Here is a 17,814-nt window from a genome sequence, read left to right as displayed (position 1 = left end):
TTCGCTCCGTCACGTTCATGCATGCGCGGGATGCGCGGCTTCCGTCGCCGGCACGGCAGCCGGCCGGTGCCGCGCGCCCGTGTGCCAGGCCGGCAGCCGCGCGCCGGCGCCGAACAGCTTCTCGCGCAGCGTCGGTGCGGGGTCGTAGTCTTCCTTGTAGATGCCGCGGTTCTGCAGTTCGGGCACGACCCAGTCGACGAAATCCTCGAACGACTCGGGCATCACGGTGCGCGTCAGGTTGAAACCGTCGATGCCCGTCTCGTCGATCCACGACTGCAGTTCATCCGCGACCTGCGACGGCGAACCGACGATCGGCGCATAACGGCCGCCGAGCGACATCTGTTCGAGCATCCGGCGCACGGTCCACGTGCCGGTCGTGCTCTTGCGCGAGATCGCGTCGACGGCCGACTGGATCGAATCGGTCTTCACGTACGAGATCGGCTCGTCGAGGCCGTACTTCGCGAAGTCGATCCCGGTCGAACTCGCGAAATGCGCGAGGCCGGCTTCCGGGCTCGCGTAGCGCCGGTATTCGTCGAACTTCGCGCGCGCGAGCCGCTCGGTCTCGGCGGTCACGACGCTCACGCCCGCGAAGATCCTGATCGATGCCGGGTCGCGCCCCTGCCGTGCGGCGGCCGCGCGAATATCCAGCGCCGCCGCGCGCGCGGCGGTCTTGCTCTGTCCGTTCACGAACACGCACTCCGCATGCCGCCCCGCGAACTCGACGCCGCGCGCGGACGAACCGGCCTGGTACAGCACTGGCGTGCGCTGCAGCGACGGTTCGCTCAGGTGAATCGCGTCGACCGAATAGAACGGCCCGTCGTGCTTCACGCGCCGCACCTTGCCCGGCTGCGCGAACACGCGCGCCTGCGCGTCGCGGATCACCGCGTCGTCGTCCCAGCTCTGTTCCCACAGCTTGTAGACGACGTCCATGTAGTCGTCCGCGCGTTCGTAGCGGTCGTCGTGGCCGATCTGCTGTGCGAGGCCCATGCCGCGCGCGGCGCTGTCGAGATAGCCGGTCACGATGTTCCAGCCGACGCGCCCCTTCGTCAGGTGATCGAGCGTCGACATGCGGCGCGCGAACAGGTAAGGCGGCTCGTAGGTCAGGTTCGCGGTCACGCCGAAGCCCAGATGTTGCGTGACCTGCGCCATCGCGGGCACGAGCAGCAGCGGATCGTTGACGGGCACCTGCACCGATTCGCGCAGCGCGGCGTCCGGGCCGCCGCCGAACACGTCGTACACGCCGACGATGTCCGCGAGAAAGATCCCGTCGAACTTGCCGCGTTCGAGCGTCTTCGCGAGGTCGGCCCAGTAGTCGAGATCGGTGTAGTGCGCGGAGCGGTCGCGCGGATGCGTCCACAGCCCGTGGTTGATGTGCCCGACGCAGTTCATGTTGAACGCGTTGAGCAGGATCTTCTTGCGGTTCGCCGTCGTCATGTCGCCCCCGTCACCACGCGATCGCGTACAGCGAGCCGAACGCGTTGTCGAGCGCCTTGCGCACGGCCGGCGAGTGCTGGTAGATCGCGATGAACTTGCGGATGCGCGGATCGTTCACGCTCTCGGGCCGCACGACCCACTGGATCGCGAAGTTCTTGTTCTCGGTGCCGTCGAACAGCAGCGCGCTGTTCGGGTCGGTCGTGCCCGCGAGCTTGATGAAGCTCGGGTAGCCCTGCGCGAGGTCGACGTCGTCGAGCGAGCGCGCGAGCTGCGACGCCTCGAGCGGGATGATCTTCAGATGCTTCGGGTTGGACACGATGTCATGCGTCGTCGCGCGGTAATCGGTGCCCGGCTTCAGCGTGATGAGGCCCGCGCGCTGCAGCAGCAACAGCCCGCGTCCGCCGTTCACCGGATCGTTCGCGATCGCGACGCGCGCGCCGTCCTTCAACTCGTCGAAGCGCTTCACCTTCTTCGAATAGAGGCCGATCTTCATGATCGTGCCCGGCGCGATCGAGACGAAGTCGTAGCCGCCCTGCTTCTTCGCGTTCTCGAGAAACGGGATGTGCTGGAAGTAGTTGACGTCGATGTCCTTGTTCGCGAGCGCCGCGTTCGGCGTATTCCAGTCGGTGAACTCGACGATCCGCACGTCGAGGCCCTGCGCCTTCGCCTCCTTCGCGGCGATCTTCAGCGCGTCGATCTGCGGGCTCGTCGAGAGGCCGACCTTCAATGGCGCGGTGTCGGCGCGGGCGTCATTCAGCATCACGACGCCGAGCAGCGCCGCTGCCAGCAGGCGGGCCACGCGGCCGGAGCAAAAGCGGGCGGAAAAAACGGCATGCAGCATGGGAACCACTCTCCTGTCCAAAGACGGTATCGACGGATGAGCGACGCCGCGGCGAACGCGCGGGCGTTCTCCGGACAGTCGTCGTCGCATCGGAAAAGGTCAGCCGATGATAGAGAGCGGCGGGAGGGCGGTCTACGAAGCGATTATGCGAAGAAAATCGCGTGCGGCGATATGGCGCGCGATCCGATGCCCGGGCCGGTGCCGGCCGGCCGTTTGGCCGAAATCTCGGCCTGACCGACGGGCGGATTCCGAAATCTCGGCCAGCCGATCGCGGCAACCCTTTCCGCAGACGAAACAAATCCCTTATAAATCAATGCGTTGAAAATATTCCGCCAGGCCGGCTTCCTGGCACGGGGGTTGCGTAATAGACGGCACACGATGCCGCGAAGCCATGCAGGCATTCCAACATCAGGAGACACGTCTTGCAGACCTCTATCCATACCCAATCCCGTCCTGAGGCCATTGCCGAAGCCGGTCCCGCCACGCGCGAACGCTTCTGGCCGGAAGGCTGGTGGAAGCTCATGGAAATCCGTATCGGCATCATCCCGCTGCCGGTCTACGTGATCCTGTTCGGGCTGATCGTCGGTTTCGCGGTCACGGGCAAGGTGCCCGGCGAAATCTCGATGGCGATCGCCGTGCTCGCGTTCTTCGGCTTCACCTGCGCCGAACTCGGCAAGCGGCTGCCGCTGCTGCGCAACATCGGCGCGGCCGCGATCTTCGCGACCTTCGTGCCGTCGGCGCTCACCTACTACCACGTGCTGCCGAAGCCGGTGCTGAACCTGACGGTCGAGTTCACGAAGTCGACGAACTTCCTGTACCTGTTCATCGCGTCGATCATCGTCGGCAGCATTCTGAGCATGGACCGGCGCGTGCTGATCCAGGGCTTCGTGAAGATCTTCATTCCGCTCGCCGCCGGCTCGGTCGCGGCCGCGATCGTCGGCACGGCGGTCGGCACCGCGCTCGGCCTCGGCGCGCGCCACACGCTGCTGTACATCGTCGTGCCGATCATGGCGGGCGGCGTCGGCGAAGGCGCGATTCCGCTGTCGATCGGCTATTCGGAACTGATGCACCTGCCGCAGGGCGAGATGTTCGCGATGGTGCTGCCGCCGGTGATGCTGGGCAGCCTGACCGCGATCATCCTGTCGGGCGCGCTCGACATGCTCGGCAAGCGCCTGCCGCACCTGACCGGCAACGGCCGCCTGCAGGTCGGCGAAAGCGGCGACATGACGCCGGAAAACGAGGAAATCCGCGGCCACGTCGACGTCACGCACATCGCGGGCGCCGGCATCACGGCGATCACGCTGTACCTCGTCGGCCTGATGGCGCACAAGCTGTTCGGCCTGCCCGCACCGGTCGCAATGCTGTTCCTCGCGGTGCTGGTGAAGCTCGCGCGCGCGGTGTCGCCGCCGCTGCAGGAAGGCGCGTTCGTCGTCTACAAGTTCTTCTCGACCGCCGTCACGTATCCGCTGCTGTTTGCGATTGGCGTCGCGATGACGCCGTGGGACAAGCTGACCGCCGCCTTCACGATCGTCAACGTCGTCACGATCGTGTCGACCGTCGCGACACTGATGGGCACCGGTTTCGTGGTCGGACGCCTGCTGAAGATGTACCCTATCGACACCGCAATCGTGAACGCCTGCCACAGCGGGCAAGGCGGCACCGGCGACGTCGCGATCCTGACCGCCGCGAACCGGATGCAGCTGATGCCGTTCGCGCAGATCGCGACGCGCATCGGCGGCGCGATCGTCGTCACGGTGACGCTGATCCTGGTCGCGCACTTCGGATGACGCGCCGCTGCGCGCACCGTCGCGCAGGCTGCTTCGCACGCGCCGCCGCCGGCTCTGCCGGCGCGCGGCGCGCGTCGTTCCAGCGGGGCGGTCGCGGAGGGCCGGTTGCTGACGACCGGTTGCGGGCTTCGATGAGGGCGAACGTGCAGAAGAGCTTCAAGGGAATCCCGTGGTGGGGCTGGGCGTCGGCCGCCGTGCTGTATGTCGGCGTGGCGGGCGCGGCCGTCGATTTCGCGTGGGAACGCGCGATCGACGCGCTCGAGGAAACCGGCGCGCACCGGCTCGACCTGTATGCGTCGAGCCTGAAGAGCGAGCTCGGCCGCTTCGAGATCCTGCCCGGCCTGGTCGCGCGGCAGGACAGCGTCCGCGCGATGCTGAAGGCCGCACCGCACGACGCGCCCGATCTCGTCCATTCGGTCAACACCTATCTCGAAGCCGTGAACCGCGACGCGGGCAGCGGTGCCGTCGACGTGATCGACCTGCGCGGAGAAGTGATCGCCGCCAGCAACTGGAACGAGACGATCAGCTTCGTCGGCACCAACGTGTCGTACCGGCCGTACTTCAAGGATGCCCTGGCACACGGCAGCGGCCGCTTCTTCGGGATCGGCACCAATACCGGCGTGCCGGGCGTCTATTTCGCGAGCGCGGTGCGCGACGACGGCGTGCCGATCGGCGCGGCGGCGGTGAAGATCAGCGTCGACCCGCTCGAATCCGCGTGGCGCGCGCCGGGCGTCGCGGCGATGGTGGTCGACGGCAACGGCGTGGTCGTGATCTCGACCGAGCCGGCGTGGAAATTCACCGCGCTGCGCCCGATCACCGCGCAGCAGCAGCGCGACATCCAGGCGTCGCGGCAATACGCGGGCCGCACGGTCGACGTGCTGCCGTACCGCCACATCGGCGATCGCAGCGCCGCCGCGTGGTTCGGCACGTTCCCCGACCCGCGTCACGCCGGCCGCAACACGCGCTATCTCGTGATGTCGCGCCCCGCGCCGCAGGCCGGCGATTCGCTGATGGTGCTGCTCGACATCGCCAGCGCGCGGCGCCAGCAGCAGACCGCGTTCGTGTTCGTCACCGGCGCGTTCCTGATTGCCGCGCTGCTGGTCGGCTACGCGATCCAGCGCCGCCGGGCGATCGTCGCGCGGCTGAACGCGCAGGACGCGCTGCGCCGCGCGAACGACCAGCTCGAGCTGACCGTCGCGCAGCGCACGGCCGCGTTGACGGCCGCGAACGAGCGGATGCAGCGCGAGATCGCCGAACGCGAACGCACCGAGCAGCGGCTACGCGATTCGCAGCAGGAAGTCGTGCACGCCGGCAAGCTCGCGGTGCTCGGGCAGATGGCCGCCGGCCTCACGCACGAGCTGAACCAGCCGCTCGTCGCGATCCGCACGCTGTGCGACAACGCGCGCACGTTCTTCGAGCGCGGCCAGCCGGCACCGGCCTACGCCAATCTCGAACGGATCGGCAAGCTGGTCGACAGCATGGCCGTGCTCACCGGCGAGCTGAAGACCTTCGCGCGCAAGCCCGACGTCGAGCGCGTCGCCGTGTCGCTGAACGAGGCCGTCGCGCATGCGCGGCTCATCTACGACGCGCGGATCCGCGACGAAGGCGTGCAGCTCGACGTGAACATCGCGCCCGGCACCACGGTGTCCGCGGAATCGAGCCAGTTGCAGCAGGTGATCGTGAACCTGCTCGGCAACGCGCTCGACGCGGTGCACGGCGCGCCCGTGCGGCGCATCGTCATCGAAGCCGCCAATGCGGACGAGGCGGACGAGGCTGGCCGCGTGCGCTTCACGGTGGCCGACAGCGGCGCCGGCATCGCGCCCGAGGTGCTGCCGCACCTGTTCGAGCCGTTCGTCACCACCAAGCCGCGCGGCCAGGGTCTCGGGCTCGGCCTCGCGATCACGTCGCGCATCGTCGAGGCGTTCGGCGCGAAGATCGCCGCGACGAACCGCGACGCAGGCGGCGCGCAGTTCACCATCGAATTCGCGGCGGCGACGCCGCAACAAAGGACAGAGCATGGAAGATGAGATTCGCGTGCTGGTCGTCGAGGACGATGAAAACGTCCGGATCGGCGTCGAGCAGGCCGTCGCGCTCGCCGGGTTCCCGGTCGACGCATTCGCGTCGGCCGCCGACGCGCTCGCGCACGTCGCGCCCGGCGCCCCCATCGTGATCGTGTCGGACGTGCGGATGCCGGGCATCGACGGGCTGCAGCTGCTCGCACGCGTGATGGCCGTCGATGCGCAGATCCCGGTCGTGCTGATCAGCGGCCACGCCGACATTTCGACGGCCGTCGGCGCGATGCGGGACGGCGCGTACGACTTCATCGAGAAGCCGTTTTCGTCGGATGTGATCGCGGGCCGCGTCGCGCGCGCGGTCGAAAAGCGCCGGCTCACGCTCGAGGTGCAGGGGCTGCGCGCGGCGCTCAACAACTGGCAGGGCATCGAGGCGTTCGTGCTCGGCAAGTCGCCCGCGATGGCCGACGTGCGCAAGAAGATCCTGCGCCTCGCCGATACGTCGGTGTCGGTGCTGATCACCGGCGAGACGGGCACCGGCAAGGAACTGATCGCACGCAGCCTGCACGACTTCGGCGGCCGGCGCGACGCGCATTTCGTCGCGCTGAACTGCGGCGGCCTGCCCGAGCAGGTGTTCGAGAGCGAGCTGTTCGGCCATGAGGCCGGCGCGTTTACCGGCGCGATCAAGAAGCGCATCGGCAAGATCGAATGGGCGCACGGCGGCACGCTGTTCCTCGACGAAATCGAGACGATGCCGATTCCGCTCCAGATCAAGATGCTGCGCGTGCTGCAGGAGCGCGTGGTCGAACGGCTCGGCGCGAACGAGCTGATTCCGGTCGACTGCCGCATCGTCGCCGCGTCGAAGGCCGATCTCGCCGAACTCGCGGCCGAAGGGCGCTTCCGCGCGGATTTGCTGTATCGGCTCAACGTCGCGCAGATCGAGCTGCCGCCGCTGCGCGAGCGGCGCGAGGACGTACCGCTGCTGTTCGAGCATTTCGTGCTCGCGGCCGCGCGGCGCTTCGGCCAGCCGGCGCCGGTCGTCACGGCTGCGCAGGTGTCCGAACTGATGACGCATGCGTGGCCCGGCAACGTGCGCGAACTGCAGAACGTGGCCGATCGCTTCGTGCTCGGCCTGACCGGCGACAGCCTGCTGTCGTCCGGCGGCGAACCGGCGGCCGGCGGCACGCTTGCCGAGCAGATGGCGTATTTCGAGCGGATGCTGATCGAGGACATGCTGCGACGTCACAACGGCAACGTGGCGGACGCCAGCGTTGCACTCGGCATGCCGAAGAAGACGCTTTATCACAAGCTGCGCAACCTGCGGATTCCCGCGCGCGGCGACGCGGCGGCCGACGGCGGCGAATGACGCGAACGAGGATACGCACCCCAGCATGGATCGCATCGACATCACCGAACGCGGCCGTATCGACGGCCACCTGATCCGCGGCGTGACCCGCGCGCAGAAAACCTTCCGCCCGAGCGACTGGCCCGAACGGCTCGCGGGCGTCATCACGCTGTTCGTCGGCGAGCGGCGGCCCGGCTATCCGTGCGCGCTGTCGCGGCTCGCGATGCCGATCGTCGACGACGGCGCCAAATGCCTGTTCGTGTCGGACGAACTGCGCGACGTGTGCGCCGACGCGTTCGACTTCGCAATGCAGTTCGCCGCCGACAACGATCTTCCCGTCGAGCTTCAGACCGCGCCCGCGCTGGCGGTGCGGTGACGCGTGGGCCGCGTTCGGCAGCCTTTTCCCCTTTTCCCTCGCTCCCCGATGCGTGCGTGCGCAGGCATTTGCACGCGCTTTCAACTGCTGAATCAATCATCAGATGATTGAAGGGTGCGCCTCATCCCCACGCTGCGACAAGGGTTCTCAGCCGAGCCATCAATAAAATTGATCGTCACGATGAAAATTATGCGTTTTCCTTGCAGGTCGCCGTGATGCATAGTTGCGACGTGATGACGCACCCAACGAGTTTTCAGTCATGAACATGCGAATCGAGCCTTCGGTGCTCGCGAACCCCGACCTGCAATTTGCGACGCTTTCGTCAGGCATCAGCCTGCCGTATGTCGAGCGGGGCAGCGGCGCGCCGATGGTGTTCGTGCACGGATCGTTGTGCGACTACCGTTACTGGGATCCGCAACTCGCCTCGCTGTCGGCACACTACCGCTGCATCGCGCCCAGCCTGAGCCACTACTGGCCGGCAGTCGAAGCGGGCATCCAGGACGAGTTCGGCTGGCAGAACCACGTCGACGAGCTCGCCGAATTCATCGACGCGCTCGATCTCGGCCCCGTGCATCTCGTCGGCCACTCGCGTGGCGGCAGCGTCGCGTTCAACGTCGCGCGCCAGCATCCGCAACTCGTCGACACGCTGACGCTCGCCGATCCGGGCGGCCCGCTGCAACAGCCGGGCGTGCGCGAAGCCGCGCTGCCGGCCGCCGCGATCGCGCTGCGCACGAAAGCCGTGAACCTGATCGGGCAAGGCGAAGTGGAAGCCGGCCTCGAGATGTTCGTCGACTCGGTGAGCCTGCCCGGCGCATGGAAGAAGAGCACGTCGCGCTTTCGCACGATGGCGATCGACAACGCGAGCACGCTGCCGAAGCAACTGCAAGATCCGCTGCCCGCGTATTCGCAGCACACGGCGTCGGATATCGCGTGCCGCACGCTGCTGATCGACGGCCAGCGCAGCCCGAAGATGTTCCGCAACAACGTCGACACGCTGTCGCAGTGGATCGGCGATGCACAACGGCAGACCGTCGCCGGTGCGTCGCACGGGATGAACGCGGCGAGCCCCGCGGTGTTCAACCGTTACGTGCACGAGTTCGTCGCCGCGTAACGCTCGCGGGCGGCATGCGTTCCGCCCGTTACTCCCCTTTTCTTTCCTGGCGAAACGATGCGGGCTGTCCCGCATCGCTTCGTCTTCCTATGCGTTACGCGACTGGTTCGGGCTTGCGCGTCACCGCATCCGGCAATCCGAACACGCTGTCGAACGACCAGTTGTACGCGAACGTGAAGATCGGGAAGAACACGATCAGCACCGCGTCGTACAGGAACGCCTGCAGCAGCGACACGTCGAGCCACCACGCGATCAGCGGGATCAGGAACGTCACGAGCGCGACCTGGAATCCGATCGCATGCACGACGCGCCGCCCGACGGTGCGCGTGGTTTCCGCACGCCGCCGCTCCCACGCCTCGAACGCGAGGTTGTACAGGAAATTGACGGTGACGCCCGTCGTCGAGATCATCACACCCAATAGGCCGCTCGTCTCCGCGCTCGCGCCGCTCAGCATGCCAAGCACCGTCGACGCGATCAGGATGCCGAGCACCTCGAACATCACGACGTAAACTACGCGTCTCTTCCACCCCTGCATGAACCGCTCCCTTCGAATCGAACAAGGTGGCGAGACTAGCTGTGGGTACCCAATCCGCAAAAGTCAGGTCCTTTCAATTTTTCTGACAGGAGGCCGCGATGCTGACCAGCGACCACATCGACATGCTGCTGACTGTCATCGACCAAGGCTCGTTCTCGGCAGCCGCGCGTGCGCTCGGCCGCACGCCGTCGGCGGTCAGCATGGCGATCGCGAACCTCGAGGCCGAGCTGGACCTCGTGCTGTTCGACCGCGGCACGCGCGAGCCGACACCGACTGCCGCGATGGCCGCACTGCTGCCCGATGCGCGGTCGATCGCCGAACGGCTGCAGGCGCTGCGCGCGCATGCGCAGCATCTGTCGGAAGGCGTCGAGGACACGCTGCGGCTCGGACTCGCGGCGGAGCTCGACGGCGCACCCGTTGCGCGTGCACTGACGGCCGTCGCCGTGACGTATCCGGCGCTCGCGATCAGCATCGTCACCGCGCCGCAGGACGCGATCGTCGACGCGCTGCATCGCGGTGCCGTCGATCTCTGCATCGCGTACGGCGGGCTCGATCTTCATCCGCAGGAACAGATCCACGCACTGTGGACCGAGACGCTGATCGCCGTCGCCGCGCCCGGTCATCCGTCGATCGCCGAAGCCGCGCATCCCGAGGCGATCGAGCGCTTGTCGGGGTTCCGGCAGATCGTGATCGCCGATCCGGAACGGCCGCTCTCCGACGTGCGCCCCGTGATCGGCAACCGCACGTGGAAGGTGACCGACATGGCCACCGCGATCGCGCTCGTGAAGGCCGGGCACGGCTGGGCGAACCTGCCCGAATCGCTGATCGGCCGGCATGTCGCCGCCGGCGAGCTCGCGCCGCTCGTGTTCGCGAACATCCGCAACGGGCTGCCGCTGCCCGTGTATCTGCGCCGGCCGAAGCACGCGGGGCTCGGCAAGGCAGCCAGCGAACTGGTGCGGGCACTGCGGGCTGGAGGCGATGAAAATTAGAGGTATCCGTACTTGGCGACGGTGTCCGAACGCGAGCAGCTAGACGCTGTCGCCACTATCGACCTCGGCAAGTGACGCCTGCCAATCTCGGGGTTCATTGGACGACGATGCGTCTACGGCTCGACCTTGTCTTTTTTATCTCCTTACCTTAAAGTAAGGCATATTGGAGGTATTACTATGACCGCAGCAACTATCACTTCGAAGGGTCAGGTCACGATCCCCGTGGACGTGCGCAATCAGCTCGGCTTGCGGTCCGGCGACCGGATCGAATTCAGCTTCAACGAGACCACGGGCCGGTATGAGGTCTATCCGGCCACGCACTCGCTCGCGTCGCTCAAGGGCATCGTGAGGAAGCCCGCGAAACCGGTGTCGCTCGAGGACATGAACCGGGCCATTGCCGAGCAGGGGGCATCCGCACGATGATCGGACTGGATACGAACGTGCTGGTTCGTTACTTCGCCCAGGACGACGCCGTGCAGTCGAAGAAGGCGACGGCACTGATGGAGACCCTGTCGACCGAACGGCCGGGGTACGTTTCGCAGGTCGCTCTGGTCGAGGTCGTGTGGGTGCTCGGTCGCTGCTACGACGTCGAGCGTGAGCAGATGAAGGACATTATCGATTCGATGATCGCGACCAAGGAATTGGTCGTTGAAGGTGCGGACACGGTGCGAAAAGCGCTTCGCGCCTTCGTGGCATCTGCGAAGGCCGATTTCGCGGACTGCCTGATCGAGCGGTCGGGGCACGCCGCCGAGTGCGAGTACACGGCAACTTTCGACGTGATGGCCTCGAAGGTCGCCGGGATGCGTTTGATCAAGTGATCTTGGCGCGAGCCGACAAGCGCAACGTCGGTTGAACCGCGCCTGACTAGACGTGGCACAGCACCGTTCATCCACCGCATAGTACTGATCTTCCACGTTAACCGGCGTGGCGGCGACTGCCGCCACGCCGTCGGTCAATGCATGGCCGTTTGACCGTTAGTTGCGATTAGCGCGTCACCACCGCCCCCTTGATCGAATCGACCAGCGATGCGTTGTCGTAACGGCGTCCGGCAATGCCCCATCCGCCGTCAACCGCGTGAACGACGTTCACCCAGATCTGCTGCTGTCCGGCGGCGTCAGGCTCGCCCGCGCGGTGCGCGATCCCGTGCCGGCGGAGCGGATCGCTGCCGCGGTCGGCCGATACGCGGTGGTGATCGCCGAGCGCACGGATGTGCAGTCGGACCCGGAGCCGCGCGCATGAAAAACCCCGATCCGCGTCGCCACGGATCGGGGTTCTTCAATCAAGCACCGGTTTCGGTGACGCATGGCGAACCACGACGCGCACCGACGCCTCAACGCACGGCGACTTCCTGCTTGCCCGTCGCCGCATCGCCGACGGCGGCCGGCGCCGCGCCCCACCCGCCGCCGAGCGCGCGGATCAGGTTCACGGTCGACACCGCCTGCGCACCAGTCAACTGATTCGCCTGCAATTGCGACTGCAGCACCGACCGCTCGCTGTCGATCACGTCGAGATAGGCCACTTCACCTTCCTGATATTGCGTACGCGACAGCGTCGCCGCACGGCGCGACGCATTGACGGCCGCATCCTGCGCGCGAATCTGATCGTCGAGCAGGCGCAGATCGGCGAGATTGTCCTCGACCTCGCGGAACGCGACGAGCACCTGCTGCCGGTAGTTCGCAACCTGCTCGTCGTACTGCGCGCGCGCCTGCTGCACGCCGGCCGCACGCCGCCCGCCGTCGAACAGCGGCAGCGTCAGCGCGGTGCCGGCGAACGGCCCGAGCAGGAACGTGCGGCTCGACCACAGGAACAGGTTGCCGAGCGTCGACGCCTCATAGCCGAACGCGCCCGTGATATCGAGCTTCGGGAAATACGCCGACTTCGCGAGGCCGATCCGCGCGTTCGCGGCCGCCATCGCGCGCTCGGCCGCCGACACGTCCGGGCGGCGTTCGAGCAGCGCGGACGGCAGGCCCGCCGGGACCTTCACCGCGACCGGCACGATCGGCGTTTCCTTGAACGCGAAGTCCGCGGGCGCCTTGCCGAGCAGGATCGCAAGCGCATGCTCGGACGCCGCGCGCCGGCGCGCGACGCCGACCGCATCGGCCTGCGCGGTCGCCAGTTCGTTCTTCGCGCGCGACACGTCGAGCTCGCTGATGTCGCCTTCGTTGAAGCGACGTTGCACGAGCTTCAGCGCCTGGTCACGCAGTTCGACCGTGCGGCGGTACAGGTCCTGGTCCGAGTCGAGCTGGCGCAGTTCGAAGTAGTTCTGCGCGACGTCCGCCTGCAGCGCAAGCTGCACCGAACGGAACAGCGCTTCGCTCTGCGCCTGGTCGGCGCGCGACGCCTCGACGTTGCGGCTCACGCGGCCGAACAGGTCGGCCTCGTACGACACCGTGCCCTGCGCGCGCCACAGCGTCGCGGTGGTCGGGCCCGTGCCCTGCGGCTGGAACTGTGACGCCGACGACAGCCCCTCGCGGGTCGGCCCGAACCCGGCGCCGACCTGCGGGAACCACTGCGAACGCGCGGTACGCGTCGCCGCCCGCGCTTCCTCGACGCGCGCCGCCGCGGCCTTCAGGTTCTGGTTCGCGGCCAGCGCCTGCGACTCGAGCGAGTCGAGCACCGGATCGCCGAACACCTTCCACCATTCGCCGCGATGCTCGCCGTCCGCCGGTTCGGCGGTCTTCCATGTGCCGGCCTGTTCGCCGGCCGCGAGGGTCGGCGCTTCCTTGAACGCCGCGGGTGTCGACACATCCGGGCGCTTGTAGTCGGGCCCTACCGCGCACGCGGCGAGCAGCGTCGCGAGCAGGGTGCTCGCGGCCGCCACCTTCGCGAAACGCATCAGGCCATTCGAGTTGTGCATGTTGTCCATCTTGTTTTCCTCAAGCATCCGTAGCCGGCACGCCGGAAGCCGGCACGCCTGACGGCGACACGCCATAGCCTGCCGAGTCCTTGCCGGCGACGTGGATCTTGCCGCCCGCCAGCGTACGCAGCACGACGTAGAACACCGGCGTCAGCATCAGCCCGAACAGCGTCACGCCGAGCATCCCGAAGAACACCGCGATACCCATCGCATGCCGCATCTCCGAGCCCGCGCCCGTCGACGTGACGAGCGGCACGACGCCCATGATGAATGCGATCGACGTCATCAGGATCGGGCGCAGCCGCAGCCGGCTCGCCTCGATCGCGGCCTCGAGCGGCGTCCTGCCGTCATGCTCGAGTTCGCGTGCGAATTCGACGATCAGGATCGCGTTCTTCGCGGACAGCCCCACCAGCACCATCAAGCCGATCTGCGTGAAGATGTTGTTGTCGCCCTGCGTGAGCCACACGCCCGTCAGCGCCGACAAAATGCTCATCGGCACGATCAGGATCACCGCGAGCGGCAGCGTCAGGCTTTCATACAGCGCGGCGAGCACGAGGAACACGAGCAGCACGCTGATCGGGAACACCCACATCGCCGAATCGCCCGCGAGGATCTGCTGGTACGTGAGGTCGGTCCATTCGAACCGCACGCCGCGCGGCAGCGTTTCATGCGCGATGCGTTCGATCGCGGCCTGCGCCTGCCCCGACGAGAAGCCCGGTGCCGGGCCGCCGTTGATGTCGGCCGCCGTGTAGCCGTTGTAGCGCACGACCATTTCCGGGCCGAACGTCGGCGTCACCGTGACGAGCGACGACAGCGGCACCATCTCGCCACGGTCGTTGCGCGTCTTCAGCTGCAGGATGTCGTCCGCGCGCTGACGGAACGGCGCATCGGCCTGCACGCGCACCTGATACACGCGTCCGAAGCGGTTGAAGTCGTTCACGTACAACGAGCCGAGATACACCTGCATCGTGTTGAACACGTCGGTGACCGGCACGCCAAGCTGCTTCGCCTTCACGCGGTCGAGATCGACGTTCAACTGCGGCACGTTGATCTGGTAGCTCGTAAACAACGGGCCCAGTTCCGGCGCCTGCTGCGCGCGCTTGATGAAGTCGTTGGTCGCATCCGACAGCTTCGCGTAGCCGACCGCGCCGCGATCCTCGATCTGCATCTTGAACCCGCCGAGCGTGCCGAGGCCGAGCACCGGCGGCGGCGGGAACACCGCGACGAACGAATCCTTGATCGCACCGTACTGCTGGTTCAGCGCACCGGCGATCGCACCGGCCGACAGCGCCTTGCCGTGCCGTTCCGAGAACGGCTTCAGCGTGACGAACACGATGCCCGCGCTCGAGCTGTTGGTGAAGCCGTTCACCGACAGCCCCGGGAACGCGACCGCGCTCTCGACACCCGGCTGCTTCAGCGCGATCGAGCCCATGTCGCGAATCACCTTCTCGGTGCGGTCGAGCGACGCGCCGTTCGGCAGCTGCGCGAACGCGATCAGGTATTCCTTGTCCTGCGCGGGCACGAAGCCGCCCGGCACGACCTTCGACACGAGCACGGTCGCGCCCACCAGCACGAGGTACACGCCGAGCATCAGCGTCTTGCGCGACAGCACGCCGCGCACGCCGCGGCCGTAGTTCTCCGCGCCGCGATGGAACACCTTGTTGAAGCGCCTGAAGAAGCCGCCGAGCACGCGGTTCATCACGCGCGTGAGCCAGTCCTCCTTGTCGCCATGCCCCTTCAGCAGGATCGCGGACAGCGCCGGCGACAGCGTCAGCGAGTTGAACGCCGAGATCACCGTCGAGATCGCGATCGTCATCGCGAACTGCTTGTAGAACTGGCCGGTCAGGCCCGACATGAACGCGAGCGGCACGAACACGGCGACGAGCGTCAGCGCGATCGCGATGATCGGCCCGCTCACTTCCTGCATCGCCTTGTAGGTCGCCTGCCGTGCGTTCATCCCGCTTTCGATGTTGCGCTCGACGTTCTCGACGACCACGATCGCATCGTCGACCACGATACCGATCGCGAGCACCATCCCGAACAGCGACAACGCATTGATCGAATAACCAAAGCCGAGCAGCAGCGAGAACGTGCCGATGATCGACACCGGCACCGCGATCAGCGGAATCAGCGACGCGCGCCAGGTCTGCAGGAACACGATCACGACGATCACGACCAGCGCGATCGCCTCGAGCAGCGTGTGCACCACGGCCTTGATCGACGAACGCACGAACTGCGTCGGGTCATAGACGATCTTGTAGTCGACGCCGGCCGGCATGTCCTGCTTCAGCTCGGCCATCGTCTTGCGCACTTCGTCGGAGATCTGCAGCGAGTTCGCGCCCGGCGACTGGTTGATCGCCATCGCGACGGCCGGCTTGTTGTCGAGCAGCGAGCGCAGCCCGTACTCGGACGCGTCGAGCTCGATCCGCGCGATGTCGCGCAGGCGCGTGACGCCGCCGTCCGGCGTCGTCTTCACGACGATGTCGCCGAACTCGTCTTCCGTCTGCAGGCGGCCGCGCGCGTTCACCGACAGCTGCAGCGGCGTGCCGGGCAGCGACGGCGACGCGCCGATCACGCCGGCCGCGACCTGCACGTTCTGCTCGCGGATCGCCTGCACGACGTCCTCGGCGGACAGTCCGCGCTGCGCGACCTTCTGCGGATCGAGCCACACGCGCATCGCGTAGTCGCCCGAACCCCACAGCTGCACCTGGCCGACGCCCTGGATCCGCGACAGGCGATCCTTCACGTTGATCAGCGCGTAGTTGCGCAGGTAGGTCATGTCGTAGCGGTTGTCCGGCGAGATCAGGTGGACCACCATCGTCAGCGTCGGCGAGCTCTTCACCGTGGTGATGCCGAGCCGCTGAACGTCCTCCGGCAGGCGCGGCAGCGCCTGGTTCACGCGGTTCTGCACGAGCTGCGTGGCCTTGTCCGGATCGGTGCCGAGCTTGAACGTGACGGTGATCGTCATGTTGCCGTCGCTGTTCGCCTGCGACTGCATGTAGAGCATGTCCTCGACGCCGTTGATCTGCTCTTCAAGCGGCGACGCGACCGTCTCGGCGATCACTTTCGGGTTCGCGCCCGGGTACTGCGCCTTCACGATCACCGAAGGCGGCACGACCTCCGGATACTCCGAAATCGGCAGCAGGAACATCGCGATCACCCCGCCGAGCAGGATGATCACCGATAGGACTCCTGCAAAGATCGGCCGGTCGATAAAGAATTTGGAAATGTTCATGTGTGGCTCTGTCTGGTTGAACGCGGAAAACGTCGCGGCGTGCCGCTTACGATTCCGCCTTCGCCGGTGCGGCCGGCTTCGCGTTATCCGCGAGCGGCGCTGACGGCGCATCGCCGCCCGTCATCGGGACCATGTGCGGCTTCACCTGCTCGCCCGGCCGCACGCGCTGCGTGCCGTTCACGATCACGCGGTCGCCGGCGGAAAGGCCGCTCACGATCACGCGCCGGTTGCCGTGCTGCATGCCCTGCTGCACTTCGCGATACGACACGCGGCCCTGCTGGTCGACGACGAACACGAACTTCTTGTCCTGGTCGGTGTTGATCGCCGCATCGTCGACGAGCAGCGCCTGGTGCGGTGCGCTACCGCCCACCTTCACGCGGGCGTAGAGGCCGGGGACGAGCGTGCCGTCCGCATTGTCGAAGCGCGCACGCACGCGGATCGTGCCCGACGACGTGTCGAGCCGGTTGTCGACCGAATCGATCTCGCCGCTGCGCGAGTAGCCGGACTCGTTCGCGAGGCCGAGTTCGACCGGCACCTTGCGACCGTTGCGCGCGCCGTTGATGTATTGCAGGTAGGTCTGCTCGTCCGCGTCGAACGACGCGTAGATCGGCGACACCGACACCAGCGTGGTCAGCGGCGCGGCCGACGCGCCGGCCGACACGACGTTGCCGAGCGTGATCTCCGCGCGCGACACGCGGCCCGAGACCGGCGCCGTGATCCGCGTATAGCCGAGGTTGATGCGGGCCGTTTCCAGCGCGGCGTCGGCCGCCTTCAGGTTCGCATTCGCCTCGCGCGCGGCGTTCTGCTTCTCGTCGTAGTCGCGCTTCGCGATCGCGTTGTCGCCGATCAGCCGCTGCGCGCGCTGCCAGTCGCTCTGCGCGTAGCCGTTGCGGGCCTGCGCGGCGGCGAGTTGCGCGGCCGCGCGATCGACTTCCGCCTGGTACGGGCGCGGGTCGATCACGAACAGCACGTCGCCTTTCTTCACGAGCGCGCCGTCCTTGAAGTTCACCGCGACGATCGTGCCCGACACCTGCGGGCGCACGTCGACTTTCTCGACCGCTTCGAGGCGGCCCGAATAGCCTTGCCAGTCGGTGACGGTCTGCGGCACGACGGTCGCGACGTCGACTTCGGGCAGCGGCGCCGCCGCTTTCTCGGGCGCGTTCGCGTTCACGCGCATCGCGCCGAACGTGCCGAGGCCGACGACGGCGAGCGTCACGATCGCCGCGGTCGCGATTCGGGAACGGGAGGTGCGTAGGATGGCCATGTGGATCTCCAATAAGCGTGGATTGGTC

At 67.0% G+C, this 17,814-nt stretch carries 16 protein-coding genes; 9 read left to right on the top strand and 7 right to left on the bottom strand.

Translation table 11 applies throughout. The features are described from left to right. Nucleotides 1–15: 15 nt before the first annotated feature. The 3 genes from DIE23_RS07465 to DIE23_RS39435 all read right to left on the bottom strand — a co-directional run bounded on the left by DIE23_RS07465 (nt 16) and on the right by DIE23_RS39435 (nt 2,676). A complete protein-coding gene (locus DIE23_RS07465; RefSeq protein ID WP_124611516.1) occupies nt 16–1,434 on the bottom strand; it encodes an LLM class flavin-dependent oxidoreductase in 1,419 nt (472 codons plus the stop codon). Between the two features lie 10 nt (nt 1,435–1,444). Beyond that, on the bottom strand, nt 1,445–2,275 hold the full coding sequence (locus DIE23_RS07460) for a MetQ/NlpA family ABC transporter substrate-binding protein (RefSeq protein ID WP_124611515.1): 831 nt from the start codon (nt 2,273–2,275) through the stop codon (nt 1,445–1,447). Nucleotides 2,276–2,418: 143 nt separating this feature from the next. Beyond that, the gene (locus DIE23_RS39435; RefSeq protein WP_185646401.1) at nt 2,419–2,676 is read right to left on the bottom strand and encodes a hypothetical protein; all 258 of its coding nucleotides are present in this window, start codon (nt 2,674–2,676) and stop codon (nt 2,419–2,421) included. A gap of 21 nt (nt 2,677–2,697) precedes the next feature. On the opposite strand from DIE23_RS39435, the gene DIE23_RS07455 reads away from it, so the two are divergent. The 5 genes from DIE23_RS07455 to DIE23_RS07435 all read left to right on the top strand — a co-directional run bounded on the left by DIE23_RS07455 (nt 2,698) and on the right by DIE23_RS07435 (nt 8,906). Next, complete coding sequence (locus DIE23_RS07455; protein WP_124611514.1) at nt 2,698–4,062, top strand: 2-hydroxycarboxylate transporter family protein; 1,365 nt, start codon at nt 2,698–2,700, stop codon at nt 4,060–4,062. 131 nt (nt 4,063–4,193) lie between these two features. Continuing rightward, nucleotides 4,194–6,089 (top strand): ATP-binding protein, encoded by a 1,896-nt coding sequence (locus DIE23_RS07450; RefSeq protein ID WP_124611513.1) that lies wholly within the window; start codon nt 4,194–4,196, stop codon nt 6,087–6,089. Continuing rightward, the gene (locus DIE23_RS07445; protein ID WP_124611512.1) at nt 6,079–7,440 is read left to right on the top strand and encodes a sigma-54 dependent transcriptional regulator; all 1,362 of its coding nucleotides are present in this window, start codon (nt 6,079–6,081) and stop codon (nt 7,438–7,440) included. Before DIE23_RS07450 ends, DIE23_RS07445 begins: the two co-directional genes overlap by 11 nt. Before the next feature lie 25 nt (nt 7,441–7,465). After that, nucleotides 7,466–7,795 (top strand): DUF3579 domain-containing protein, encoded by a 330-nt coding sequence (locus DIE23_RS07440; RefSeq protein ID WP_124611511.1) that lies wholly within the window; start codon nt 7,466–7,468, stop codon nt 7,793–7,795. A 259-nt stretch (nt 7,796–8,054) separates the two neighbouring features. Then, nucleotides 8,055–8,906 (top strand): alpha/beta fold hydrolase, encoded by an 852-nt coding sequence (locus DIE23_RS07435; protein ID WP_124611510.1) that lies wholly within the window; start codon nt 8,055–8,057, stop codon nt 8,904–8,906. A gap of 94 nt (nt 8,907–9,000) precedes the next feature. On the opposite strand, the gene DIE23_RS07430 is transcribed toward DIE23_RS07435, so the two are convergent. Beyond that, complete coding sequence (locus DIE23_RS07430) at nt 9,001–9,441, bottom strand: PACE efflux transporter (RefSeq protein WP_124611509.1); 441 nt, start codon at nt 9,439–9,441, stop codon at nt 9,001–9,003. 98 nt (nt 9,442–9,539) lie between these two features. Here DIE23_RS07430 and DIE23_RS07425 point away from each other — a divergent pair, with 98 nt between their 5' ends. The 4 genes from DIE23_RS07425 to DIE23_RS07405 all read left to right on the top strand — a co-directional run bounded on the left by DIE23_RS07425 (nt 9,540) and on the right by DIE23_RS07405 (nt 11,669). Continuing rightward, nucleotides 9,540–10,430 carry a LysR family transcriptional regulator gene (locus DIE23_RS07425; RefSeq protein ID WP_124611508.1) on the top strand — a complete coding sequence of 297 codons (891 nt, stop codon included), beginning with the start codon at nt 9,540–9,542 and terminating at the stop codon, nt 10,428–10,430. A gap of 177 nt (nt 10,431–10,607) precedes the next feature. Then, nucleotides 10,608–10,853 carry an AbrB/MazE/SpoVT family DNA-binding domain-containing protein gene (locus tag DIE23_RS07420; RefSeq protein WP_124611507.1) on the top strand — a complete coding sequence of 82 codons (246 nt, stop codon included), beginning with the start codon at nt 10,608–10,610 and terminating at the stop codon, nt 10,851–10,853. Beyond that, nucleotides 10,850–11,248: a PIN domain-containing protein gene (locus DIE23_RS07415; RefSeq protein ID WP_124611506.1), complete on the top strand. Its 399-nt coding sequence runs from the start codon at nt 10,850–10,852 to the stop codon at nt 11,246–11,248. Before DIE23_RS07420 ends, DIE23_RS07415 begins: the two co-directional genes overlap by 4 nt. Before the next feature lie 256 nt (nt 11,249–11,504). Further along, the gene (locus DIE23_RS07405) at nt 11,505–11,669 is read left to right on the top strand and encodes a hypothetical protein (RefSeq protein WP_260435988.1); all 165 of its coding nucleotides are present in this window, start codon (nt 11,505–11,507) and stop codon (nt 11,667–11,669) included. A gap of 91 nt (nt 11,670–11,760) precedes the next feature. Here the strand turns inward: DIE23_RS07405 and opcM are convergent, their stop codons facing one another. From opcM to ceoA, 3 genes are read right to left on the bottom strand one after another with little or no spacing between them, the layout of a single operon-like run. Continuing rightward, nucleotides 11,761–13,296, bottom strand: a complete 1,536-nt coding sequence (opcM, locus tag DIE23_RS07400) for a multidrug efflux transporter outer membrane subunit OpcM (RefSeq protein WP_124611505.1) — start codon at nt 13,294–13,296, stop codon at nt 11,761–11,763. A 10-nt stretch (nt 13,297–13,306) separates the two neighbouring features. Beyond that, entirely contained in the window at nt 13,307–16,522 is a 3,216-nt protein-coding gene (gene ceoB / locus DIE23_RS07395; RefSeq protein ID WP_124611504.1) for a multidrug efflux RND transporter permease subunit CeoB, read from the bottom strand. 46 nt (nt 16,523–16,568) lie between these two features. Continuing rightward, entirely contained in the window at nt 16,569–17,786 is a 1,218-nt protein-coding gene (gene ceoA / locus DIE23_RS07390; RefSeq protein WP_124611503.1) for a multidrug efflux RND transporter periplasmic adaptor subunit CeoA, read from the bottom strand. Nucleotides 17,787–17,814: the final 28 nt, after the last annotated feature.

Origin of the sequence: Burkholderia sp. Bp9143 (genome assembly GCF_003853645.1) — a bacterium.
GTDB lineage: Bacteria > Pseudomonadota > Gammaproteobacteria > Burkholderiales > Burkholderiaceae > Burkholderia.
Note: the sequence above shows the minus strand (reverse complement) of the source record. Positions and strands in the feature narration are given on the sequence as shown.

Bases quoted from the DNA above. Each gene is read 5' to 3' on its own strand.
- DIE23_RS07465 (WP_124611516.1), bottom strand. From the start codon at position 1,434: ATGACGACGGCGAACCGCAAGAAGATCCTGCTCAACGCGTTCAACATG.
- DIE23_RS07460 (WP_124611515.1), bottom strand. From the start codon at position 2,275: ATGCTGCATGCCGTTTTTTCCGCCCGCTTTTGCTCCGGCCGCGTGGCC.
- DIE23_RS39435 (WP_185646401.1), bottom strand. From the start codon at position 2,676: ATGCCTGCATGGCTTCGCGGCATCGTGTGCCGTCTATTACGCAACCCC.
- DIE23_RS07450 (WP_124611513.1), top strand. From the start codon at position 4,194: ATGAGGGCGAACGTGCAGAAGAGCTTCAAGGGAATCCCGTGGTGGGGC.
- DIE23_RS07445 (WP_124611512.1), top strand. From the start codon at position 6,079: ATGGAAGATGAGATTCGCGTGCTGGTCGTCGAGGACGATGAAAACGTC.
- DIE23_RS07440 (WP_124611511.1), top strand. From the start codon at position 7,466: ATGGATCGCATCGACATCACCGAACGCGGCCGTATCGACGGCCACCTG.
- DIE23_RS07435 (WP_124611510.1), top strand. From the start codon at position 8,055: ATGAACATGCGAATCGAGCCTTCGGTGCTCGCGAACCCCGACCTGCAA.
- DIE23_RS07430 (WP_124611509.1), bottom strand. From the start codon at position 9,441: ATGCAGGGGTGGAAGAGACGCGTAGTTTACGTCGTGATGTTCGAGGTG.
- DIE23_RS07425 (WP_124611508.1), top strand. From the start codon at position 9,540: ATGCTGACCAGCGACCACATCGACATGCTGCTGACTGTCATCGACCAA.
- DIE23_RS07420 (WP_124611507.1), top strand. From the start codon at position 10,608: ATGACCGCAGCAACTATCACTTCGAAGGGTCAGGTCACGATCCCCGTG.
- DIE23_RS07415 (WP_124611506.1), top strand. From the start codon at position 10,850: ATGATCGGACTGGATACGAACGTGCTGGTTCGTTACTTCGCCCAGGAC.
- opcM (WP_124611505.1), bottom strand. From the start codon at position 13,296: ATGGACAACATGCACAACTCGAATGGCCTGATGCGTTTCGCGAAGGTG.
- ceoB (WP_124611504.1), bottom strand. From the start codon at position 16,522: ATGAACATTTCCAAATTCTTTATCGACCGGCCGATCTTTGCAGGAGTC.
- ceoA (WP_124611503.1), bottom strand. From the start codon at position 17,786: ATGGCCATCCTACGCACCTCCCGTTCCCGAATCGCGACCGCGGCGATC.